Raw genomic sequence first — 18,136 nt, 5'->3', positions numbered from 1 at the left:
RYTSARYKKSSWRSWGCCGRAAGCGTATCTGCGCCATGGGCTGGCGATTATCGCGGATCATCCCATCAACAAAATCAAAGAGCTCCTGCCGTGGAACCTCACCATCCCTGCTGAATAACTGTCAATACGGCGCTGGGCGTACGCTTACACATGAGCCAGCTCGTTGAGCTTCTGCGTGATCATCTGCTCATGTTGGTAGGCGAGTTTAATCAGCTCGGCCAGGGAAGGAAACCCGACCGGTGGCGCTTCGATAGCGCCCAGTACCGGCATGGTGCCGGTGTCATTGAGATAATCAAACAGGCGGCGCATGTGATCCATCTCTTCGCTGGACTGAGTTTTGAAAAACTGGCTAGCGCCCTCTAATCCTTTGTCATTACACCATGCGCTCATTTGCAAATAGAGATTGGCGGAAAAGAATTCGAGATTTAATTGTTCATTTAGCTTGCTCGCCATTTCTTTTTTTAACATTGACTGGCGTCCTTATGGGATGTGCAGGTGATTTATTTTCGCTATTATGCCAACATCACGGGGAAAAACAAACCGGCTTATTCCGAAATAAACGGATAATTTAAAGATATTATAATTCAATGGCATGCAAATGTCACCCCATTTCACGCCAGGGAGTGATAATTATTCCTCTCTTGGAATTGATAGAGATTATTATTTGTATTCTTAATTAACGATTATTTCCCGCACCACATTGTGTCGCGCCGCCGAAGATGCCGGAACCGAAAGAGAAACGATTATTATTCACCCCGGCCATCCGGCGGCTTGCAAACCACCGCCGGCTGTTTTATTTTGAACGCCGGACCGCCATGAACCGGGAGAAGTCACGATGACGTACAATTTAGCCACCCTTGACGAGCCGACGCGCCATAAAATCAACGTCGACCTGGCGGCATCAGCCGTGGCGTTCAAAGAACGCTATAACATGCCGGTGGTAGCGGAACAGGTGGAGCGGGAACAACCCGCGCCGTTACGCGACTATTTCCGAACCCGCGTGGCCTTCCACCGGCAGGCTTCACTCAATTTCTCCCGCCTCCCCTACGAGCCGCGCAAATAGTCCTCCGCAAGGAAAGGGCTGCGCGCCCTGTGCGACAATGTGGTGTCTATCGCCGTCTATTACCCGGGGTATGCCCCCTCGCCTATGCGCTGGATTTGCGTTGCTGAGGGCGACGTAAATGTTATGCCTCGTTTTCCGCTTTGTCGCGCGCGGCCTAATATCAACGTGGCGGCATGAGTCGCGCGATTAATGGCGCGCCATACGCCGCGTTTTGCAGACGCTCCCGGCGCCGCAAGGTCCGTCATTCTCTTTTTGGCATGAAATAGCACGATTTGTTTTGCCAACGACCAACAATCGGCAGTTAATAAATCCAGCATTTCCTGTCTGCCACTGAGAGGTCATTAATGAGTAAGGGAATGGATCGTAAAAAATATACGAAGAAGAAACCGTTGAAAACGCCGGAAGAAAAGCGTGCCGAAAAGCGCAACAAAAAGGCGCCTGCCGATATTGTGTGATGCCTTGCCGCTTCCTTTCCTATCAACCCGCCCTCGCAGCGGGTTTTTTATTGCCGCTTAAGGCGTCATAATAGGGCAACTTTGCCAGAACAGGAGCTATTATGACCTTTCGCGTGATCGATACCGAGACCTGCGGCCTTGACGCGGGAGTCGTGGAAATCGCCTCGCTGGACCTCAGCGATACGGGCATCAGCAATGTCATGAGCGATCTGGTGAATCCGGGACGCCCCATTGCTCTGGGCGCGATGGCTATCCACCATATTACCGAAGAGATGGTGGCGGATAAACCGCGCATCGCGCGCGTTATCGGCCGCTACCAGGGCAGCGCCTATTATGTCGCGCATAATGCCACCTTCGACAGGCGGATGTTGCCGGAGATGAACGGTGCGTGGATCTGCACCCTGAAACTGGCGCGAAAATTGTACCCCGGTATCAAGTACGGTAATCAATATCTGCGGTATGCGCTTAATCTACAGGTTGCGCCGCCGGTGGGGCTCTACCCCCACCGGGCGTTGTACGATTGCTACGTCACCGCCGCCCTGTTGATGAAGATACGGCAGGATTCCGGCTGGAGCCCCGAGGAGATGGTGGCGATAAGTAATGAGACCACGTTACTTCCAGCCTGAAATTCGGTAAGTACCGCGGCCAGCCGCTGGCGCAGATCGCCCGTGATGACCCCGGTTATCTATACTGGCTGCTGGCCAACCTGCGCGATTTATCCGCCGACCTGCGTTATAGCCTTAACTATCATCTCTCCGGGGCGGACAGCGAAAAACACCGCCATGCCGAGAGACAACCCGGGGAATGAACCCGCGTGCCGCCGCCTTCCCAGGGTTAAGCTGACCCCGTCGGCGGGCTGCCGGCGGCTTTCGCCAGCGCCAGAATAAAGGTATATTCCATCGATACCCCTTCATAGCCTTTAAAGCGACCGGATTTGCCGCCGTGGCCGGAATCCATATCGGTGCACAGCAATAGCAGATGATCGTCGGTTTTCAATTCACGCAATTTAGCGACCCACTTCGCCGGCTCCCAATACTGCACCTGCGAATCATGCAGGCCGGTGGTGACCAGCAGATGGGGATAAGCCTGCGCACGTACCTGGTCATAGGGACTGTATTGCAGAATGTAACGATAGAAGGCTTCATCCTGCGGATTTCCCCACTCCTCGTATTCGCCGGTCGTCAGCGGGATGGATTCATCCAGCATGGTGGTCACCACATCCACGAAGGGTACCTGCGCTACCAGACCTTTGAACAGGTCCGGCGCCAGATTGATGACCGCCCCCATCAGCAGCCCGCCGGCGCTACCGCCCATGGCGAAGGCCTGTTCGGCATCGCCATACCCTTGACGCAACAGTTCGCGGCTGATGTCGATAAAATCATTGAAGGTATTCATCTTGTTGAATAATTTGCCGTCCTCGTACCACTCCTGGCCGAGCTCGCCGCCACCGCGTATGTGCGTCAAGGCAAAGACGAAGCCGCGATCCAGCAAACTCAGCCGGCTGGCGCTGAAGTCCGGATCCATACTGCTGCCGTAGGATCCGTAGCCGTAAACCAGCAGGGGATTGCTGCCCGGCTTGAACAAACCCTTGCGGTAAACCAGCGACACCGGCACCTCGACGCCGTCGCGGGCGGTGATCCAGAGACGTTCGTTGCGGTAATGGTCCGCCTGGAAGTTTTTCACCTGCGTCTGCTTGAGTAGCTTGCGTTCGCCGGTATCCAGGTTCATCTCGAATAACGTCGCTGGCGTCGTCATGGAGGAGTAACCGTACCGCATCTGCGCGCTTTCCGGATCGGGGTTGTACGCCAGCCAGGTCACATAGGTGGGATCATCAAACGCGATGCCCTTTTCTTCGCCGGTCGACCAGCTGATTTGGCGCAGGCTGGTGAGCCCCATATGGCGCTCCTCCAGCACCAGCCAATCGCTAAACAGCGTGAAGCTCTCCAGTACCACGTCCTTGCGCGCCGGGATCAACTCCTGCCACAGTTTTTCCTCACCGGTTTCGCCGCGATACAGCGCGAAATTTTTACCGTCGCGATTGGAGCGGATGTAGAAGTGGCCTTGATAATGATCCAGTGAATATTCGTGATCGTGCCGCCGCGGCAAAAACCTGTGCGGCTTCGCCTTTGGATCGTCGGCGTCAAGCAGCAGAATTTCACCGGAGGTGGTGCTGCCGAGGGCGATAAGAATATAGCGCTCCGAGGTGGTCTTATGCACGCTGATATAAAAGGTGTCGTCTTGCTCTTCATAAATAAGCTCGTCCTGCGTGGTCGGCGTGCCCACCACATGGCGCCATACTTGATACGGCAGCAGCGTCTTCTTATGTTTGTGGACGTAATACAACACCCGCGAGTCATTGGCCCATTCAAAACTGGACGACGCGTGTTCAATGACTTCCGGAAACCATGAATCACGGGCCAAATCCTTAAAGCGTAGCCCATAGAGGCGACGCGATAAAAAATCTTCCGCGACGGCCATGATGCGATTATCGGGGCTGATCTCCAGCGCACCCATGGTATAAAATTCGCTTTGGGCGGCACGTTGATTACCGTCGAGCAACACCTCCCACTCTTCTTGCGGATTTGCCGATGCCGGCTGACGCGTATAGATGGCGTATTCATTACCCTCTTCGTAACGACTTTGATAGCAATAATCCCGACGGACGTAGGGCACAGAACGATCCTGCTGGGGAATGCGCTCCACCATTTCCGTGAACAGTTGATGCCGCAACGCTTCATGCTCGGCCATCATCATTTCGCCGTAGGTATTTTCCCGCTTGAGATAATCCAGCACCGCCGGATCTTCACGCTTATCATCGCGTAACCAGTAATAGTCGTCCACACGGGTATCGCCGTGTAGCGTTAACGTAAAGGGTCGTTTTTCAGCTTTGGGTGGCAATGTCATACGGCAATTCCTTATTCTCTATAAAAATAGAGTGGCACGAATATGGTGCTATGCCAAGCGCAGCGGGAACCTGCGCGGCATTGTGTGTCGGGCCGCGCCGCTGCGCTTGTCGGGGCCGAGCCGGCGCCGCACGGGCATGGGCGCAGGCCAAAGCGAGGCGGTCACGAAAGGGAAAAGAAATAGGCTTACGCAGCCAACACGCCGCCGCCGGGGGAATCATTAATTTAACCGGTAAGTGATTTCACCTTTGGTGCAGTCCAGCGTAACAGCATAGTTCAGGTCCTGCTCGTTACCGCGCACCTTAAGCGGCGCCTGCCAGACATCACCCTCGCCGGTAACGTCTTCCGGGTTTACCCAGGCGTTGATATTTCTGCCGCCGGCTGCCTGTTGGTCCTGTTCGGAACGCTGAAACCGGTTTTGGGTGTAATCCTGATCGATAAGCTCCGCGACCTGGGTTGAGTTGAGATCGGGACAAGGGGCGACTTTGGCGATTTCAGGCGTGGCGGCGGGTGGTCCGGGTTTGGTGCTTTTGGCTTTGGCCGCTTTATCCCCCGCCGCTTTTTTGGCTGCCGAACGCTTGTCTGCCGCAGCAGGCTCTTTGGCGCCGCTCTTGGGCGCACCCGCTGCGGCCGACTCTTCGCCGTTTTGGCCAGCGGCGGCTTTGTCACCGTCGCCGTTTGACGCGGGCGCGGTGCTTGGCGCGTTGGCGCTTGGTACGGCGCTCGTCGCATTGGCGCTGCCGTCCGGAGCGGGCGAGGGGCCTGTCCCATTGCCGCCGCCGTTTGAGGCGGCATTGTTCTCACCCTGAGGTTGCGGCGGGTTGGCGACGGGGGGCGTGATGGGTTGTTGGGTATCGCCGGCCGCCTGCTGCGTTGACTGCCCGGTATTATCCTGCGCAGGGACGGGAGCCGGCGTTTCATCATCTGCCCGCGCCGAAATTGACGATACTAATAGTCCCGCCATCAGCATCCCCACCACCCTATTTCCCGTTTTACGCATAGTTCCTCCACGTGATCAATTAATCTTTTTCACCTCATTAGGTGATAATAGCCGGTTAAAAATTCCGTGCGAAACTGTTTTATTTCAAAAGCTTTAAATATTTGCTTATTCATGGTTCCATGCGCGGGGCATGCTGCGTTATCTGGGGGCCGGATAGAGCGTCCGCCGTCATTGCGCGCGGCGGCGAGCGCGACGCGCCCCTAGCCGGCAAGGGAAATAACGCCGCGCTAGGGGTAGGCCAGGACGCTCCTCGCCAGCAGAGAAGTATCGCCGCGCTACGGGTTAGCCGTGCTGCCTGCGGTCGCGCGGTATGAGGCGTTAACGGTCCGACCGGGGACAAGAGTAAGCGACGCGTAAGCAGCCTGTGGGCCGACGGATGCATAGGCAAACGTTTTCGTTTATACTGCGCGCAATTTTTATGACCTCGGGTAAACGAAATGATCACCATCGGAACGGCACGTCGTCCGGGAGCAACGCGTGTCATGTTGCTCGGCTCGGGCGAGCTGGGTAAAGAAGTCGTCATCGAATGCCAGCGTTTGGGGGTGGAGGTGATCGCCGTCGATCGCTATGCCGATGCCCCGGCGATGCACGGCGCGCATCGCCACCACGTCATTAACATGCTGGATGGCGCGGCGCTGCGCGCCGTAATCGAACACGAGCGACCGCATTATATCGTGCCGGAAATCGAGGCTATCGCCACCGACATGCTGGTCACTCTCGAACAAGAAGGCCACCGCGTGGTGCCCTGCGCCAACGCGACGCGGCTGACGATGAACCGAGAAGGCATCCGCCGGCTGGCGGCGGAAACGCTCGCTCTTCCCACCTCGCGCTATCGCTTTTCCGCCGATCGGGCAGAGCTGGACCAGGCGATAGCGGCTATCGGCTACCCTTTTATCATCAAGCCCGTCATGAGCTCCTCCGGTAAAGGACAAAGCCTGGTGCGCGAAGCGGCGCAGCTGGATGCGGCTTGGCAGTATGCCCAACTCGGCGGCCGTGCCGGCGGCGGCAAGGTTATCGTTGAAGGGCTGGTGGCGTTTGATTTTGAAATCACCCTGTTGACCATCAGTGCCGTGGACGGCATCCATTTCTGCGCGCCCATCGGCCATCGGCAGGAAGACGGCGACTACCGGGAGTCGTGGCACCCACAGCAAATGAGCGCGCTGGCACTGGCGCGCGCGCAGGCGATTGCCGCTGAAGTGGTGAGTGCGCTCGGAGGCCACGGTCTGTTCGGCGTCGAGCTGTTTATTTGCGGCGACGAGGTGATTTTCAGCGAGGTGTCCCCCCGCCCTCATGACACCGGCATGGTCACCTTGATTTCGCAGGACTTATCAGAATTCGCCCTGCATGTTCGCGCCTTTCTGGGACTGCCGATTGGCACAATCCGCCAATATGGCCCGGCGGCGGCGGCGGTGATCCTGCCCGAACTGGAAAGTGACAACGTCCGCTTCAGCGGCCTGGAAAACGCGCTGGCCGCGGGGCAGCAGATCCGCCTGTTTGCCAAACCCAGCCTCACCGGCAAACGCCGGCTGGGCGTGGCGCTCGCCGTGGCGCCCACGGTGGAAGAGGCCGTCACGGTAGCAAAAGAGGCCGCCGCCGCGGTAAACGTTATCGGTTAATAGCGGTATGGGGCCGCCGATCCCGGTCATGGGTCGGCGACCTCAGCGCACAGGCTGCCGGTCACGGGCTGGCGGCGGCCTCAGCGAGCGCCGATTTGCCGGTCGGCGCCGCACAAGAAGCCCAGCAGGCCCATTATACCGGCGCACAGGCTACAAATGAGCAGCGGCCAATACCAACTACCGGAGAGGTCATGCAATGCGCCCATCAGCATCGGCCCCACCGCCGCCAGCAAATAACCCACACATTGGGCCATCCCCGACAGCGCCGCCGCCTGGTGGGATTCCGCCGCGCGTAAACTAATAAACGCCAGCCCCAAAATCATCGCCGCGCCGGGGCCGACACCCGACAATACGGTCCAAACCACTACCCCGGCGGGCCATAGCGCCAGGCCCCGCCATCGACACCAGCGTGACCAGGCCGGTCGCGCACGCCAGCAAGCGCTGGTCTTTCATCCGGGCGATTACCGGCGCCAACAACAGTCCCGGCACGGCGGTCGCGAGCTGCATAAGGCGTAAGCGCGTTCAAGGTGATAAAAATCCGGCGTAAAAAGAAGGCCTGCGCCCGCTGCGATGTCATCGTCCAGGTGCCGGCGCCGTCGCGRCCCATCGAGCGCGGCATCGCTGGACCGGGCCTGCTGGCGCGCGTGATGACGGCGAAATACGCGGAGCACTCGCCGCTGTATCGCCAGTCGGAAATCTTCGCCCGCCAGGGCGTCACACTGAGCCGGGCCACGATGGCCGGCTGGGTGGGGTTGTGCGGCAACCTGCTGGCGCCGTTGGCCGACGCGGTATGCGACTATGTGATGTCGACGGGTAAAGTCCACGTCGACGACACGCCGGTGGACGTGCTGCAACCGGGCAAAGGCAAGCCTAAAACCGGCCGGCTATGGGTCTATGTGCGTGACGACCGGAATGCCGGTTCGACACTGCCGCCCGCAGTGTGGTTCGCTTACAGCCCGGACCGCAAGGGTGCTCATCCGCAAACGCATCTGGCCGGGTTCAGCGGCCTGTTGCAGGCGGATGCGTACGCGGGCTTCAATCCACTGTATAAAGAAGGGCATATCCGCGAGGTCGGCTGCATGGCCACGCCCGGCGTAAAATCCATGATATCCATGTGCGCCATCCGTCGCCGACCACTACCGAGGCCCTGCGCCGGATCGGTGAGCTGTACACGATCGAAGCCGATATCCGGGGGCGCCCCGGCAGAGGAACGACAACAGGTGCGCGAAGCACGATCCCGACCAATACTTGTTGGTCTGGAGAGTTGGGTCCGGGAAAAACTCACCACGCTGTCGCGCCAGGCCGATACGGCAAAGGCGTTCCATTACCTGATGAACCACTGGCGGGCGTTGTGCTACTACGCCGGCGATGGCTGGGCGGAGATCGACAATAATATCGCTGAAAACGCGCTGCGGGTAATAAGCCGGGGTCGCAAGAACTATCTGTTTTCGGTTCGGATAGCGGCGGCGACCGGGCGGCGCTGATGTATACGCTGATCGGCAGTTGCAAACTGAACGGCGTGGAGCCGGAAGCGTATCTGCGCCATGTGCTGGCGATTATCGCAGATCATCCCATCAACAAAATCAAAGAGCTCCTGCCGTGGAACCTCACCATCCCTGCTGAATAACTGTCAATACGGCGCTAGGCGTACGCTTACGTTTGAAGTGCCCAGCAATATGTTTATGGCGTGCTATGGTGCCCGCGTCTGGCTGACGCGCATTATGATTACCTGGGGATTGGTGGTATTTTGCACCGGTTTTATTACCTCGCCCGTTCATTTTATATTTTGCGTTTCCTGCTCGGCGTCGCCGAGGCGGGCTTTTTTCCGGGGATATTGTTCTATTTCCGCCCGTGGGTACCCAATACCTATCGAGGCCGGGCAACCGTGATGATATTAAGCGCCTCCGCGGCGGCATTTCTGTTTTCCGGGCCCATCACCGGCGCCATCCTCAGCCTGCATAATGTCCTGACCCTCCCCGGTTGGAAATGGGTCATGTTTTTGGAAGGTTTCTTTTCGATAGCGATCGGCGTTATCGTTTCATTTATTTTGGTGTCTTCACCGCGACAGGCTCGATGGCTAAGCGCGCGCGAACGCGACGCCCTTACCACGCGGCTGGCGGATGAGGAAGAGGCGCGCAGTCGCCTGCAGTCGGGCGTCCCCTCGCGCATGGCATTGCTCTTTGATCGCCAAATGCTGTTTTATTGTGTTATTTTCTTCACCATGACGATGACCGGCTATAACCCCGGTCTTCTGGCTACCGCAAATTATTCACCGCATCCAGGGCTTTGGCGAGTTCGGTATCGGCCTGCTGACCGCTATTCCCTGGCTTTGCGCCATCATCGCCATCAATCTGGTGGGAAAAATCAGCGATCGCTTCCGTCATGTGCTGGATAAAGTGCTGGCGATGCTGGTGGCCGCGCTCGGCACTTTCCTGGCGACCCTGGGCAACCCGTGGTTTGGTTTTGTCGCCGTGTGCATTGCCTGCATCGGCTCGAAAACCAGAGCCACATTCTTTTGGCCGATGCCTCAGGGCTCGCTGCCGGTCAGTATCGTCGCTCCCGGTATTGCGCTTATCAACTCGGTCGGCAACCTGGACGGTTTTTTTGCCCCTGCCGTGTTTGGTTATCTGGAGCAAAAAACGGGCAGCACCACGGGCGGTCTGTATGCGCTCACCGGCGTGTCGGTCGTCGCCGCCCTTTACCTGCTTTGCCGCCGGGCAAATGGCCACCGCGGTACGCCAGCATCGGCCATGGAGAGCAAAAATGTCTGACGCTTCAGTCATTGCCTCTCATCGAGCCGTCACCCCATAAAAACAAGGACCGGAGCAACCGCCCGGTCCTGCAGCTCGAGTTCAGGACTGGTACTGCAGATAAACCACGTGGGTTTGCAGATATTCCTCCAGCCCGTGGCGCCCGTCGGCGGCGGTGATACCCGATTTGCGACAGCCGGCGTGGAAACCCTGCATCGCTTCAAAATTCTCCCGATTGATGTAGGTTTCACCAAACTTCAGCTTTTTAATGGCCGTCATGGTGGTGTTCAAATTGGTGGTGTAGATCGACGACGTCAGTCCGAACTCGCAATCGTTGGCCATTTTTACCGCCTCATCCAGGATAGAGAAGATTGTCACCGGTAATACCGGGCCAAATGTCTCCTCGTGCATAATATCCATCTCATGGCGCACGTCCACCAACAGCGTCGGCTGGAAAAAGTAACCCTTGCCCTCGGCCCGCTTGCCGCCGGTCACCAGCGTCGCGCCCTGAGAAACCGCGCGATCAACTTTTTCCTGTACGCCCTGTAGGGAAACTTCATCAATCAGCGGGCCCATATCCCGCGCGTCCTTTTCGGCGGGGTTACCGAAAGTCACTTGCTTGAACGCTTCGGTCAGGCGGTTGAGAAACGCATCCTTAATACTGTCCTGAACATAGAACCGCTCGGCGCAGTTACACACCTGCCCGGTATTGATCACCCGCGAGGCCACGATGGCCTTCACCGCCAGATCCAAATCGGCGTCCGCCATGACGATAGCCGGCGCTTTCCCCCCCAGCCCCAACGACACCTTGATAATGTTCTTGGCCGCTGCGGCCATCGTTTGCTCGCCCGCCGACACGCTACCGGTTAGGCTGACCATGCCGACTTTCGGGTTGGAAGCCAGCTCATTGCCAACGACAGAGCCGCGGCCGGTCACCAGGTTGAATACGCCCTTCGGCAGTCCGACCTCGTGGACAATTTCAGCAAAGGCGATCGCATTATTCGACGTCAACTGGCTGGGTTTAACTATGATGGTATTGCCGGTCACCAGCGCCGGCGCCGCTTTGCGCGCTACCAAAAAGAAAGGAAAGTTCCACGGCAAGATGCCGGTGGTGACACCGATAGCTTTTTTGAAGACAAAGATATTTTCATCGCACCTGTCGCTTTGCACGATTTCCCCTTCGTAGCGCAGCGCCCACTCCGCCATATAATCCAAATAGTGACGGTAAATAACACTTCGGTATTGGCCAGGGCGCGGGTTTTGCCCCCTTCGGCAATAATGATGTCCGTCAGCGCTTTCTCACGGGCGCGAATACCCGCCGCGATTTTATGCAGCCAGACGCCGCGCTCTTGGGCCGGAAGTTCCTCCCAGGCTTCTTGCGCACGCTTCGCGGCGTCAATAGCGCTTCTGACGTCTTCCACGCCGGCGTCGGGAACGCGGGAGATCACCTCTTCGGTCGAGGGATTCACTACCTCAATCCATTTATCCCCCTGATGATCAACAAATTGCCCATCGATATACATTTTCTGCTGCTTACATCGTCATGAGAACGGCTCCATTAAAGAAATGTTGGGAAAATGTTACGCGTTTGCCTCACGTTTTATCCCGCCAGCGCTGAGAAAGCAATCCAACCGGCACCGGGCTACAGCGGGGAAAAAACGGAGGCGGGCGGCAGCGGTTTTCATCCACGCCGACAGAAAATGAAGAATAAAAAAGCAATAAAAACAATAAACTATGCGCTATCCATTGACACTTAACAGCAGCAGATCGGCGGGCGCTTGAATAACGCGAACGGCGCGGATAACAGATCAGTATAACGGGCTATAACCTCTTCGCGCCTTTACCGGGTTGCCAAAGAAACAGAATGAATGGCAATAACACAAAGAAAAACACGATATCAGTCACAAAAAACGGCTGTAACGTGGGATTTTCCTACCGGCTGGAAAGGCAAAAATAATGGGCGGAGTTCGGTAGATAATTTGTCAAATCATGATGACCATCACATTATTAAACTCATTGGCAGAGCGAGACTCGGCCGCCGCCGACGCTACACCACCAGCAATGATCCACCCGGCTAGGCACGCTCAGGGCCAAGGCACCACGACGCCTCGCCTATATAGCCTACCTATCTGATATAGCTAACATAGATAACATAGCTTATATCACTTATATCGCGGTGATGCCCGCCCGACGGGCTTAGGGCAAGGGAGACGCATCGCCAGAAAAAGTGGCGGCGCCCTGCCCTGCACGGCAGGCTAAAGCATGGCCAGCGCCATTGATATCGCTTCAGCGCGTCTGGCTAAGAACCCTTGCGACCAAGATTTATTTCCGTTTGGGATCGCGTAGCGGATCGAGAGCACCGTCGCGCTCCTCGTCAGCGAGACGGTCTTTATCGACCCACAGCGGGTCGCGTTCTTCCTCTAGCAGAGGATCCTCTCCGCTCAACCGCTGTCCGCCCGTAGCAGGATAGGTTTCCTCGCTTATCCTTTCATCATCAATATGCTCGATATCGACTTCCTGGCGGCGTACGGTTTCATTCACCCGCGCAACTCGATCGGAGCCGTCGGTGCGCACCACCACTTCTTCCACGATGTCGGCGGTTTTATTAATCACCGGCTATTCGCGGGTTTCGGTGACCTCGACGGTTTTATCCGACCAATCGACCTCATCCAGATAAGCCGGTTCGTTTCTAGCGCGGCGAAAGATATCGGCATGTTGCTCATGCAGCGCCACTTCGTCCTCGACATCCTCATTTACCACATAGCGACGTACGCGCGTGGCGCCCTCTTTGACCACCCGTTTACCCACTTCGAGCTGCTCTTCCGCCAGGCGCAAGACTTCTTCACGCGGCGCGTCAGCGTTAGGAGTGCGGGAAACGGGGGACCTTTCCTCCTCCCCGACGCCGTAAGACGGTGCGTCATCGCGCGCCACATCCGGGGCATCCGGTAATACCCCGCGGCTTACGGGTAATAGTGCCTCATCCTCATAGTCTGGCGCGTCAATACCGGCCTGAGCCCGGCCAGTGGGGGATGATGCGGTGTAGCCCTCAACGTCGCGGGCATAGCCGGTCTCGGGACCCTCCGCATAGTCCGCGCCTGCGCCGGCCGCTGCACCGCTCGCGTCTAGAATCGCGAGCGCCTGTGGCACGTCGTCCTCTTTGGTGCGCAAGGTCAGAATCACACCGCCGGTATCCAGCGCTTGCGTATAAAGTTCCGCATTTTCTTTATCGACGCCGGTACCAAACAGGCGCTGCCACAAGCTGGGATGACGAATCGCTTTCCCTTCCGATTGCAGGTCCTCGCCGGAAATAATACTGATATCGTGATTCGCAAAACCGGCCGCTTCAAGTTCTCGCCGGGCGTCTTTCGCCTGCTGGACAGTATCGAACAACGTTACGATTTTTTCGTGTGCCATAATTGCTACCATCGTTAATGGGGTAAATTGTACTGTCATTCATTATCACACTGTTTTTAAACGATTATATCCTGACTGCGCAACGTCACACTCTCCTGATAAGGGACGGCGGTCGTCACTTTGCGAATGTGGATCTCTTTCCGCAACACCAATGTGCGCACGATTTCAACATGCTCATCCAACACCGGAATAATCATGACGCCATCTTCCTCACGGATAGCGGGATGGGCTTCCAGCGGCGTCCCTTTTACGACGCGGTATATCTCGACATTTTCCTGTTACAACCACTCCTCAATGGTTTGCTCGCGCTCGGTTGTTCTGCGCGAGACGGTGACGCGCCCCTGCACAACCCGCTGTTTCGCCACTTCGACCCGCTCTTGGGCTAACGGCAGGGTCCCTTTGACGGTTTCCGAGGTTTCCCCCTCTGCTGCAGAGGGCAGCGGCGAGTCATCCGCCGAGTGATTACGCATCGTTGGATCCTCCACTGGTCCTCTTTGGCGCTATTTGATTAATATCACTGATATTTTCGCTATTAAGTCGAGAATTTTTTCAGATTAATAATTCGCAATATAATTATTAGTATAATTGAATGATAGCCTAAAATAGGCGGCTTCGCCGGCACGGAGCGAAATAAGACCCCACCAACCCCGCCGCCGATGACTTAAAACCTCAACGGTAAAAACATTAGCGCAAGATAAGTTTTCACCGTCATAAAGAGGTATCGGATGTATCCCATGCCGGTATCTCTCTGCCACGCCAGTTTTTTTTTCCCGTTATTTGCCGCGGGTCTTACCGTTCGCCGCAGACGGCTGCTGACAGAATAGCGTTTAGGCAGGCCATTTTCTGGTCCGCGGTTTGCTCCTTGATGTTGATTTTTTCTCAAGCGCGGTATGCCGCTTGCGCGGTCCCCGCAGCGCTGGAGGCTTACGACAAGGGTGCATGGGGATGAGCCGCGCGGTGATGGGCTTACGTCGATAGCGGATTTTTCTGGGCCGGCTGGTGTTAGCGTGTCGGCGAAAGGGGGGTATTCCCTTTCTAGGTCGCCGCCGTGGCTCAGAAGGCTAGAGAGGGTTATTTCCAGGTAAGATTCGGCGCTACGGCAGTTGCAAGCCGAAAGCGCAACGTGTCACACCGTCGTTAACCGGCCACGCTAAGGTTATGGCGCGCGTTTGCGCCGTAAAAAAAGCAACAGTAGGCGGTTAACCGCCGCGATCGCCGGCGACGCAGCGCTGATAACAGCTATCGACCCGCTTGGCGAACCAGGCGGTGGTCAGATCGCGCGTGATCTTCGGGCTTTCCAGTTTAATGCCGGGCAGCATTTCCCGCGGTAACCTTTTACCGCCACGTTCCGCCAGGGCGTAAACCTGCCGGTAGAGGGCCGTTTTCTCGAAGCTCTCTCGTTCCCCCTGCTCAAGCATTTGACGAATCACCGTTGTGCTCAATCCCAGCGATTGCTGCACCGAACGCAGCGCCAGTTCCGTCTGTCCCGGGCTGCCGGCAGCGTAATTGATCAGATCGCCATCGAGCGCCAGCTTTTTACCGGTGATGCGGCTCACCGCGCTTTGAAACGCGGCGTTGCGGCTGGCGTACCAGCAGGCGTTATAGTCGGCAAAGCGGTACAGCGGCTGGGAATAGGCGGCTGGATAACCGAGCAAATGCGCCAGGCCGAAATAGATCCCCCCGCGGCGGGTGAACACCTCCTGACGCAACGTGCCCGGAATGGGGTAGGGATAATGCTCGGCGTGGGCCTGCGCGAAGGCGATACTCACCTGCATGGGCCCGCCGGTGTACACCGGATTCAGGTTGCCGAATAGGCGCTGCCCCAGCGGCACGGCGTCGATAAAATCGTCAAACAGGTCGCTGAGATTTTTCTTGCTGCACACCTTATCGAGGCGCGCGCTATAACTGCGGCCGTCGGATGAAGGGAGTAATAACGCGGCGTGCATCACAAACGCCGGAATATGTCGCGCGGCGGCGCGGCGGTCGATTTCACGCCGGGCGATACTCGCTAAATTTGGCACGGTGGGATCGGCATTAAAATTGGATTCCTGAGCAATGACCGCCAGGACGGAACAGATATTTTCTGTGCTGGCGGGAAGGGTCTGCGACGGCAGCGCGGTGGCGATATCGGCGGCCCAACCCGGCTTGTCGCGCACGTCGGAGGGCAGCAGGCGCAGGATATGCGCCTTGACCACCTCCGGTCTGGCGCTGTCGGCCTGCTTACCTTGTTGGCTGCCGCAGCCGGTAAGTCCCAGCAGCAGCGTGAACATTCCCAGCGCCGTCATTCCCGGCCACCGCACGGCCTGGAGACCGGACTTAGACCTTAAGCCGGGCGGCTCTGCGCCGGCGGCGTGAGACGGGTGAAGAACCGCGGGGAATACCAGCCGGTTAATGTTGCGTAACACGTGATACATAACGTCCTTAATAGCGATGCTAACCCTCATTATCCGCACATCGGGCGGTTCACGGGCCGCGCTGCCCACAGCATCGCAAGCCGCAAGCCAATGATTGCCGTCCGGAAACGTTGCGTCCTCTGCCGAAAGCAGTATAGTCTTTTCGGCCAGCAATGGCGCGCCGCCGCCGGCATTATGGCGGTGGACAACATTTCACCGGGGGGCCAATCGTAATGGATGATCAACTGGCGGCCATTTGCCGCTTTATCAGTAAACAGCACGTCCTGACGCTGTGCGCCGGCAACCTCGACGATCTTTGGTGCGCCAACTGTTTTTATGTTTTCCACGAGCCGGCGATGGCGCTGTGGTTGTTGACCTCCCCGCAAACCCGCCACGGCGAACTGATGCGGCAAAATGCACGGGTAGCGGGAACCATTGTCCCGCAGCCGAAAACGGTAGCGTTAATAAAAGGCGTCCAGTATCGCGGTATTATCACCTGTCTCGAAGGCGAGGCGGAACAACAGGCGCGTGGACGCTATTATCATAGCTTCCCGCTGGCGAAAGCTATGCCTTCCCCGCTCTGGCAGTTAGATCTGCTGGAGGTAAAAATGACCGACAATACCCTGGGCTTCGGCAAAAAATTACGCTGGCGGCGGGAAGCCCTTTGACGTTTGCCGTCCAGCCAAAGGCAAGCGCTTCCGGTCGTTGCGTTCGACCCGCCAGATCCTGCCCCGCGCGAGGCGCCGTCAGGCTATTTGCCGGTGCTGATGCGCCGGGATATGATGCCGCTGCAATGCCCAGGCACACAGTAATTCGTCTGCCTGGCGGGTTTGCGACGCCGGCCGGAGGCAATAATCAAGGCATAGATTTTGCGCGGCAATTGGGACAGGCGATCGCCCGCCAATCGCGTTTGTCCCTCAGGGATATACCGCATCCCTCTACCCAGGTCGTAGATGTACGTCGCCACCGTATCGGCATCATCCATCAACAGATTGGCCCTAAGGAGATTATCCTGCCACATGCGCTTGATGAATGCCGCGCCGCCTTGTCCGTCTCCGCGTCGGGCTTAAGCAAGGCCCGCCGGTAACGATCGATAAACTGACTCTCCGCGTTGTAATACATCAGTTCCGCATCGCGAATATCCTCTCTATCTTCATAGACTTCAACGCGCTCGTTTATCTGTCCGTTATCGGTCGGTAGCGGCGCATGGAGATAATTTACGCTGGCGGGGCGTAATGAGGCTTCATGCAATAAATGCATTCTCGGCAACGCCTGGTTAGCGTCATCAAAGCTATCGGCCATAATAAGTAATCGCCGGTTTTTATCGTTGCAAAACGTGAACCCCATTAGGGAAGGCTTACCGTCACGCCGTATCCGGCGCGTTTTATGCGCAACGAACAGCACATTTTCGGCAAGGGGTAGCGCCGCAAATTCCTCATCGATGCGTTCGGTGTAATAATACAACCAGCGCGCCGCATATTGAATAATCTCATCTTCTGCGGCGTCACCCCCAACGCGAACAGAAGATAATGATATATCGGGCTGGTCCGGGGAAGGGGCGGTGCCTGGGCTAAAGATTTATCCCGTTCGCACGGCAGAAAGCCGGCTTCTTCAAACAACCGCTTGAGCGCGAGCACCGTCTCGCGGGCCTCATCGGTTTTCATAAGCATGCGCTGTTTGTTCTGATGTAAAAAATTGGCCGGAAACGCCGAGGTCGCCTTCTGGTTTTGCTGAAGGTCATAATGCGACAACATATAATATTGCCCTTTACCCAAAAAGCGATCGAGCAACACACTGATTTTCTTTACATTAATATACTTGAGGCCCATCGCCGGCCGCAGCGAAACAAAGCGCTGCAGCGGAGGGATATCGCCTGTCGCAATCCCGGCAAGATCCAGCGCAATATGGGCCGCACGCATGACGGGTGCGCCGCCCGACGATGAGGAAAACATAAAATAGACATCCAACACATCGGACGTTTTTTCAATTACGCCGATCCTGCTTTTGTTGCGTTGCTGAAGCATAAATTGAGGGCCATACAGGGCCCCCATCTCCGGCATCACCTTCACGTAAATGCTGTGTTGAAACGGCCGCGTCAACTTGTATTGCCCCGCCACGGCGATGAGATCGGCTACCGGCGCGTCCGGCAACGGGCGCAGGAAATCAGGGTCGTCCAGCTTCTCCAGCAGCCAGCCATTATTGTGAAAAGTTTCGCTAACGGCATACCCCATCGTCACAACATGGGCTACCGCGGCTTTGGACAGCGAGTAAATGCCTTCCACGTCCGGGTCGAGCCTGTAATTAACATCGGGCGCAGGCGCGCCTGGAGGCTGCTGGGCGGCCGGCCGTGATTCACCGCGTCGGGCAGGGGGATACGCAGTCCATCAATCCCTCGTTTGGTGGTAAGCGCCCCGTGGAGAACGTCTTGAATTATTGGTGGGTTTGTTGTATGGCCCGGTAAGAATATGTTCCACTACGATGCCTAGTGAACCCGCATCCTATAAGGGACGGCTGTCAGATCATGGATAATCCGGCGATGATA

12 protein-coding genes and 6 pseudogenes are annotated in these 18,136 nt (G+C 57.1%); 6 read left to right on the top strand and 12 right to left on the bottom strand.

The genetic code is table 11. The features are described from left to right. Positions 1-150: 150 nt before the first annotated feature. A pseudogene (locus ACMX3H_RS01440) lies at positions 151-468 on the bottom strand (ferritin); the annotation flags it as partial. Between the two features lie 367 nt (positions 469-835). On the opposite strand from ACMX3H_RS01440, the gene ACMX3H_RS01435 reads away from it, so the two are divergent. Both ACMX3H_RS01435 and exoX read left to right on the top strand, forming a co-directional pair. Beyond that, positions 836-1,063 carry a DNA polymerase III subunit theta gene (locus ACMX3H_RS01435; protein ID WP_415209523.1) on the top strand — a complete coding sequence of 76 codons (228 nt, stop codon included), beginning with the start codon at positions 836-838 and terminating at the stop codon, positions 1,061-1,063. A 556-nt stretch (positions 1,064-1,619) separates the two neighbouring features. Further along, positions 1,620-2,326 (top strand): annotated as a pseudogene (exoX, locus tag ACMX3H_RS01430) (exodeoxyribonuclease X). Between the two features lie 26 nt (positions 2,327-2,352). Here the strand turns inward: exoX and ACMX3H_RS01425 are convergent. Together ACMX3H_RS01425 and ACMX3H_RS01420 are read right to left on the bottom strand one after the other, a co-directional pair. Next, on the bottom strand, positions 2,353-4,422 hold the full coding sequence (locus tag ACMX3H_RS01425; RefSeq protein ID WP_415209522.1) for a S9 family peptidase: 2,070 nt from the start codon (positions 4,420-4,422) through the stop codon (positions 2,353-2,355). A 219-nt stretch (positions 4,423-4,641) separates the two neighbouring features. After that, the gene (locus ACMX3H_RS01420; RefSeq protein WP_415209521.1) at positions 4,642-5,421 is read right to left on the bottom strand and encodes a YebF family protein; all 780 of its coding nucleotides are present in this window, start codon (positions 5,419-5,421) and stop codon (positions 4,642-4,644) included. Positions 5,422-5,858: 437 nt separating this feature from the next. On the opposite strand from ACMX3H_RS01420, the gene purT reads away from it, so the two are divergent. After that, entirely contained in the window at positions 5,859-7,037 is a 1,179-nt protein-coding gene (purT, locus tag ACMX3H_RS01415; RefSeq protein WP_415209520.1) for a formate-dependent phosphoribosylglycinamide formyltransferase, read from the top strand. 80 nt (positions 7,038-7,117) lie between these two features. On the opposite strand, the gene ACMX3H_RS01410 is transcribed toward purT, so the two are convergent. Beyond that, on the bottom strand, positions 7,118-7,402 hold the full coding sequence (locus ACMX3H_RS01410; protein WP_415209519.1) for a hypothetical protein: 285 nt from the start codon (positions 7,400-7,402) through the stop codon (positions 7,118-7,120). Between the two features lie 150 nt (positions 7,403-7,552). On the opposite strand from ACMX3H_RS01410, the pseudogene tnpC reads away from it, so the two are divergent. Both tnpC and ACMX3H_RS01400 read left to right on the top strand, forming a co-directional pair. After that, positions 7,553-8,664: pseudogene (tnpC, locus tag ACMX3H_RS01405) on the top strand (IS66 family transposase); the annotation flags it as partial. A 31-nt stretch (positions 8,665-8,695) separates the two neighbouring features. Continuing rightward, positions 8,696-9,808 (top strand): annotated as a pseudogene (locus tag ACMX3H_RS01400) (MFS transporter); the annotation flags it as partial. An 81-nt stretch (positions 9,809-9,889) separates the two neighbouring features. Here the strand turns inward: ACMX3H_RS01400 and aldA are convergent. The 6 genes and pseudogenes from aldA to ACMX3H_RS01370 form a co-directional block, all read right to left on the bottom strand. Then, a pseudogene (gene aldA, locus ACMX3H_RS01395) lies at positions 9,890-11,310 on the bottom strand (aldehyde dehydrogenase). 799 nt (positions 11,311-12,109) lie between these two features. Beyond that, positions 12,110-12,400 (bottom strand): hypothetical protein, encoded by a 291-nt coding sequence (locus tag ACMX3H_RS01390; protein ID WP_415209518.1) that lies wholly within the window; start codon positions 12,398-12,400, stop codon positions 12,110-12,112. Positions 12,401-12,403: 3 nt separating this feature from the next. After that, a complete protein-coding gene (locus tag ACMX3H_RS01385) occupies positions 12,404-13,201 on the bottom strand; it encodes a DUF2382 domain-containing protein (RefSeq protein WP_415209517.1) in 798 nt (265 codons plus the stop codon). Between the two features lie 56 nt (positions 13,202-13,257). Continuing rightward, positions 13,258-13,467, bottom strand: a pseudogene (locus ACMX3H_RS01380) (DUF2382 domain-containing protein); the annotation flags it as partial. 12 nt (positions 13,468-13,479) lie between these two features. Further along, positions 13,480-13,671 (bottom strand): DUF2382 domain-containing protein, encoded by a 192-nt coding sequence (locus ACMX3H_RS01375; RefSeq protein ID WP_415209516.1) that lies wholly within the window; start codon positions 13,669-13,671, stop codon positions 13,480-13,482. Positions 13,672-14,400: 729 nt separating this feature from the next. Next, positions 14,401-15,486, bottom strand: a complete 1,086-nt coding sequence (locus ACMX3H_RS01370) for a DUF1615 domain-containing protein (protein WP_415209515.1) — start codon at positions 15,484-15,486, stop codon at positions 14,401-14,403. 341 nt (positions 15,487-15,827) lie between these two features. Between ACMX3H_RS01370 and ACMX3H_RS01365 the strand changes: the two genes are divergently transcribed. Continuing rightward, entirely contained in the window at positions 15,828-16,262 is a 435-nt protein-coding gene (locus ACMX3H_RS01365) for a YhbP family protein (protein WP_415209514.1), read from the top strand. Between the two features lie 316 nt (positions 16,263-16,578). Here ACMX3H_RS01365 and ACMX3H_RS01360 read toward each other — a convergent pair whose 3' ends face one another. Beyond that, positions 16,579-16,896 (bottom strand): hypothetical protein, encoded by a 318-nt coding sequence (locus ACMX3H_RS01360; RefSeq protein WP_415209513.1) that lies wholly within the window; start codon positions 16,894-16,896, stop codon positions 16,579-16,581. 44 nt (positions 16,897-16,940) lie between these two features. Beyond that, complete coding sequence (locus ACMX3H_RS01355) at positions 16,941-17,876, bottom strand: hypothetical protein (protein ID WP_415209512.1); 936 nt, start codon at positions 17,874-17,876, stop codon at positions 16,941-16,943. Between the last annotated feature and the right edge of the window lie 260 nt (positions 17,877-18,136).

The organism is Sodalis sp. (in: enterobacteria) (assembly GCF_047607725.1).
In the GTDB taxonomy this organism is placed as follows: Bacteria; Pseudomonadota; Gammaproteobacteria; order Enterobacterales; family Enterobacteriaceae; genus JBLKSS01.
Note: the sequence above shows the minus strand (reverse complement) of the source record. Positions and strands in the feature narration are given on the sequence as shown.

Coding starts and splice junctions, on each gene's coding strand:
- ACMX3H_RS01435 (WP_415209523.1), top strand. CDS start 836: ATGACGTACAATTTAGCCACCCTTGACGAGCCGACGCGCCATAAAATC.
- ACMX3H_RS01425 (WP_415209522.1), bottom strand. CDS start 4,422: ATGACATTGCCACCCAAAGCTGAAAAACGACCCTTTACGTTAACGCTA.
- ACMX3H_RS01420 (WP_415209521.1), bottom strand. CDS start 5,421: ATGCGTAAAACGGGAAATAGGGTGGTGGGGATGCTGATGGCGGGACTA.
- purT (WP_415209520.1), top strand. CDS start 5,859: ATGATCACCATCGGAACGGCACGTCGTCCGGGAGCAACGCGTGTCATG.
- ACMX3H_RS01385 (WP_415209517.1), bottom strand. CDS start 13,201: ATGGCACACGAAAAAATCGTAACGTTGTTCGATACTGTCCAGCAGGCG.
- ACMX3H_RS01375 (WP_415209516.1), bottom strand. CDS start 13,671: ATGCGTAATCACTCGGCGGATGACTCGCCGCTGCCCTCTGCAGCAGAG.
- ACMX3H_RS01370 (WP_415209515.1), bottom strand. CDS start 15,486: ATGACGGCGCTGGGAATGTTCACGCTGCTGCTGGGACTTACCGGCTGC.
- ACMX3H_RS01365 (WP_415209514.1), top strand. CDS start 15,828: ATGGATGATCAACTGGCGGCCATTTGCCGCTTTATCAGTAAACAGCAC.
- ACMX3H_RS01360 (WP_415209513.1), bottom strand. CDS start 16,896: ATGGCCGATAGCTTTGATGACGCTAACCAGGCGTTGCCGAGAATGCAT.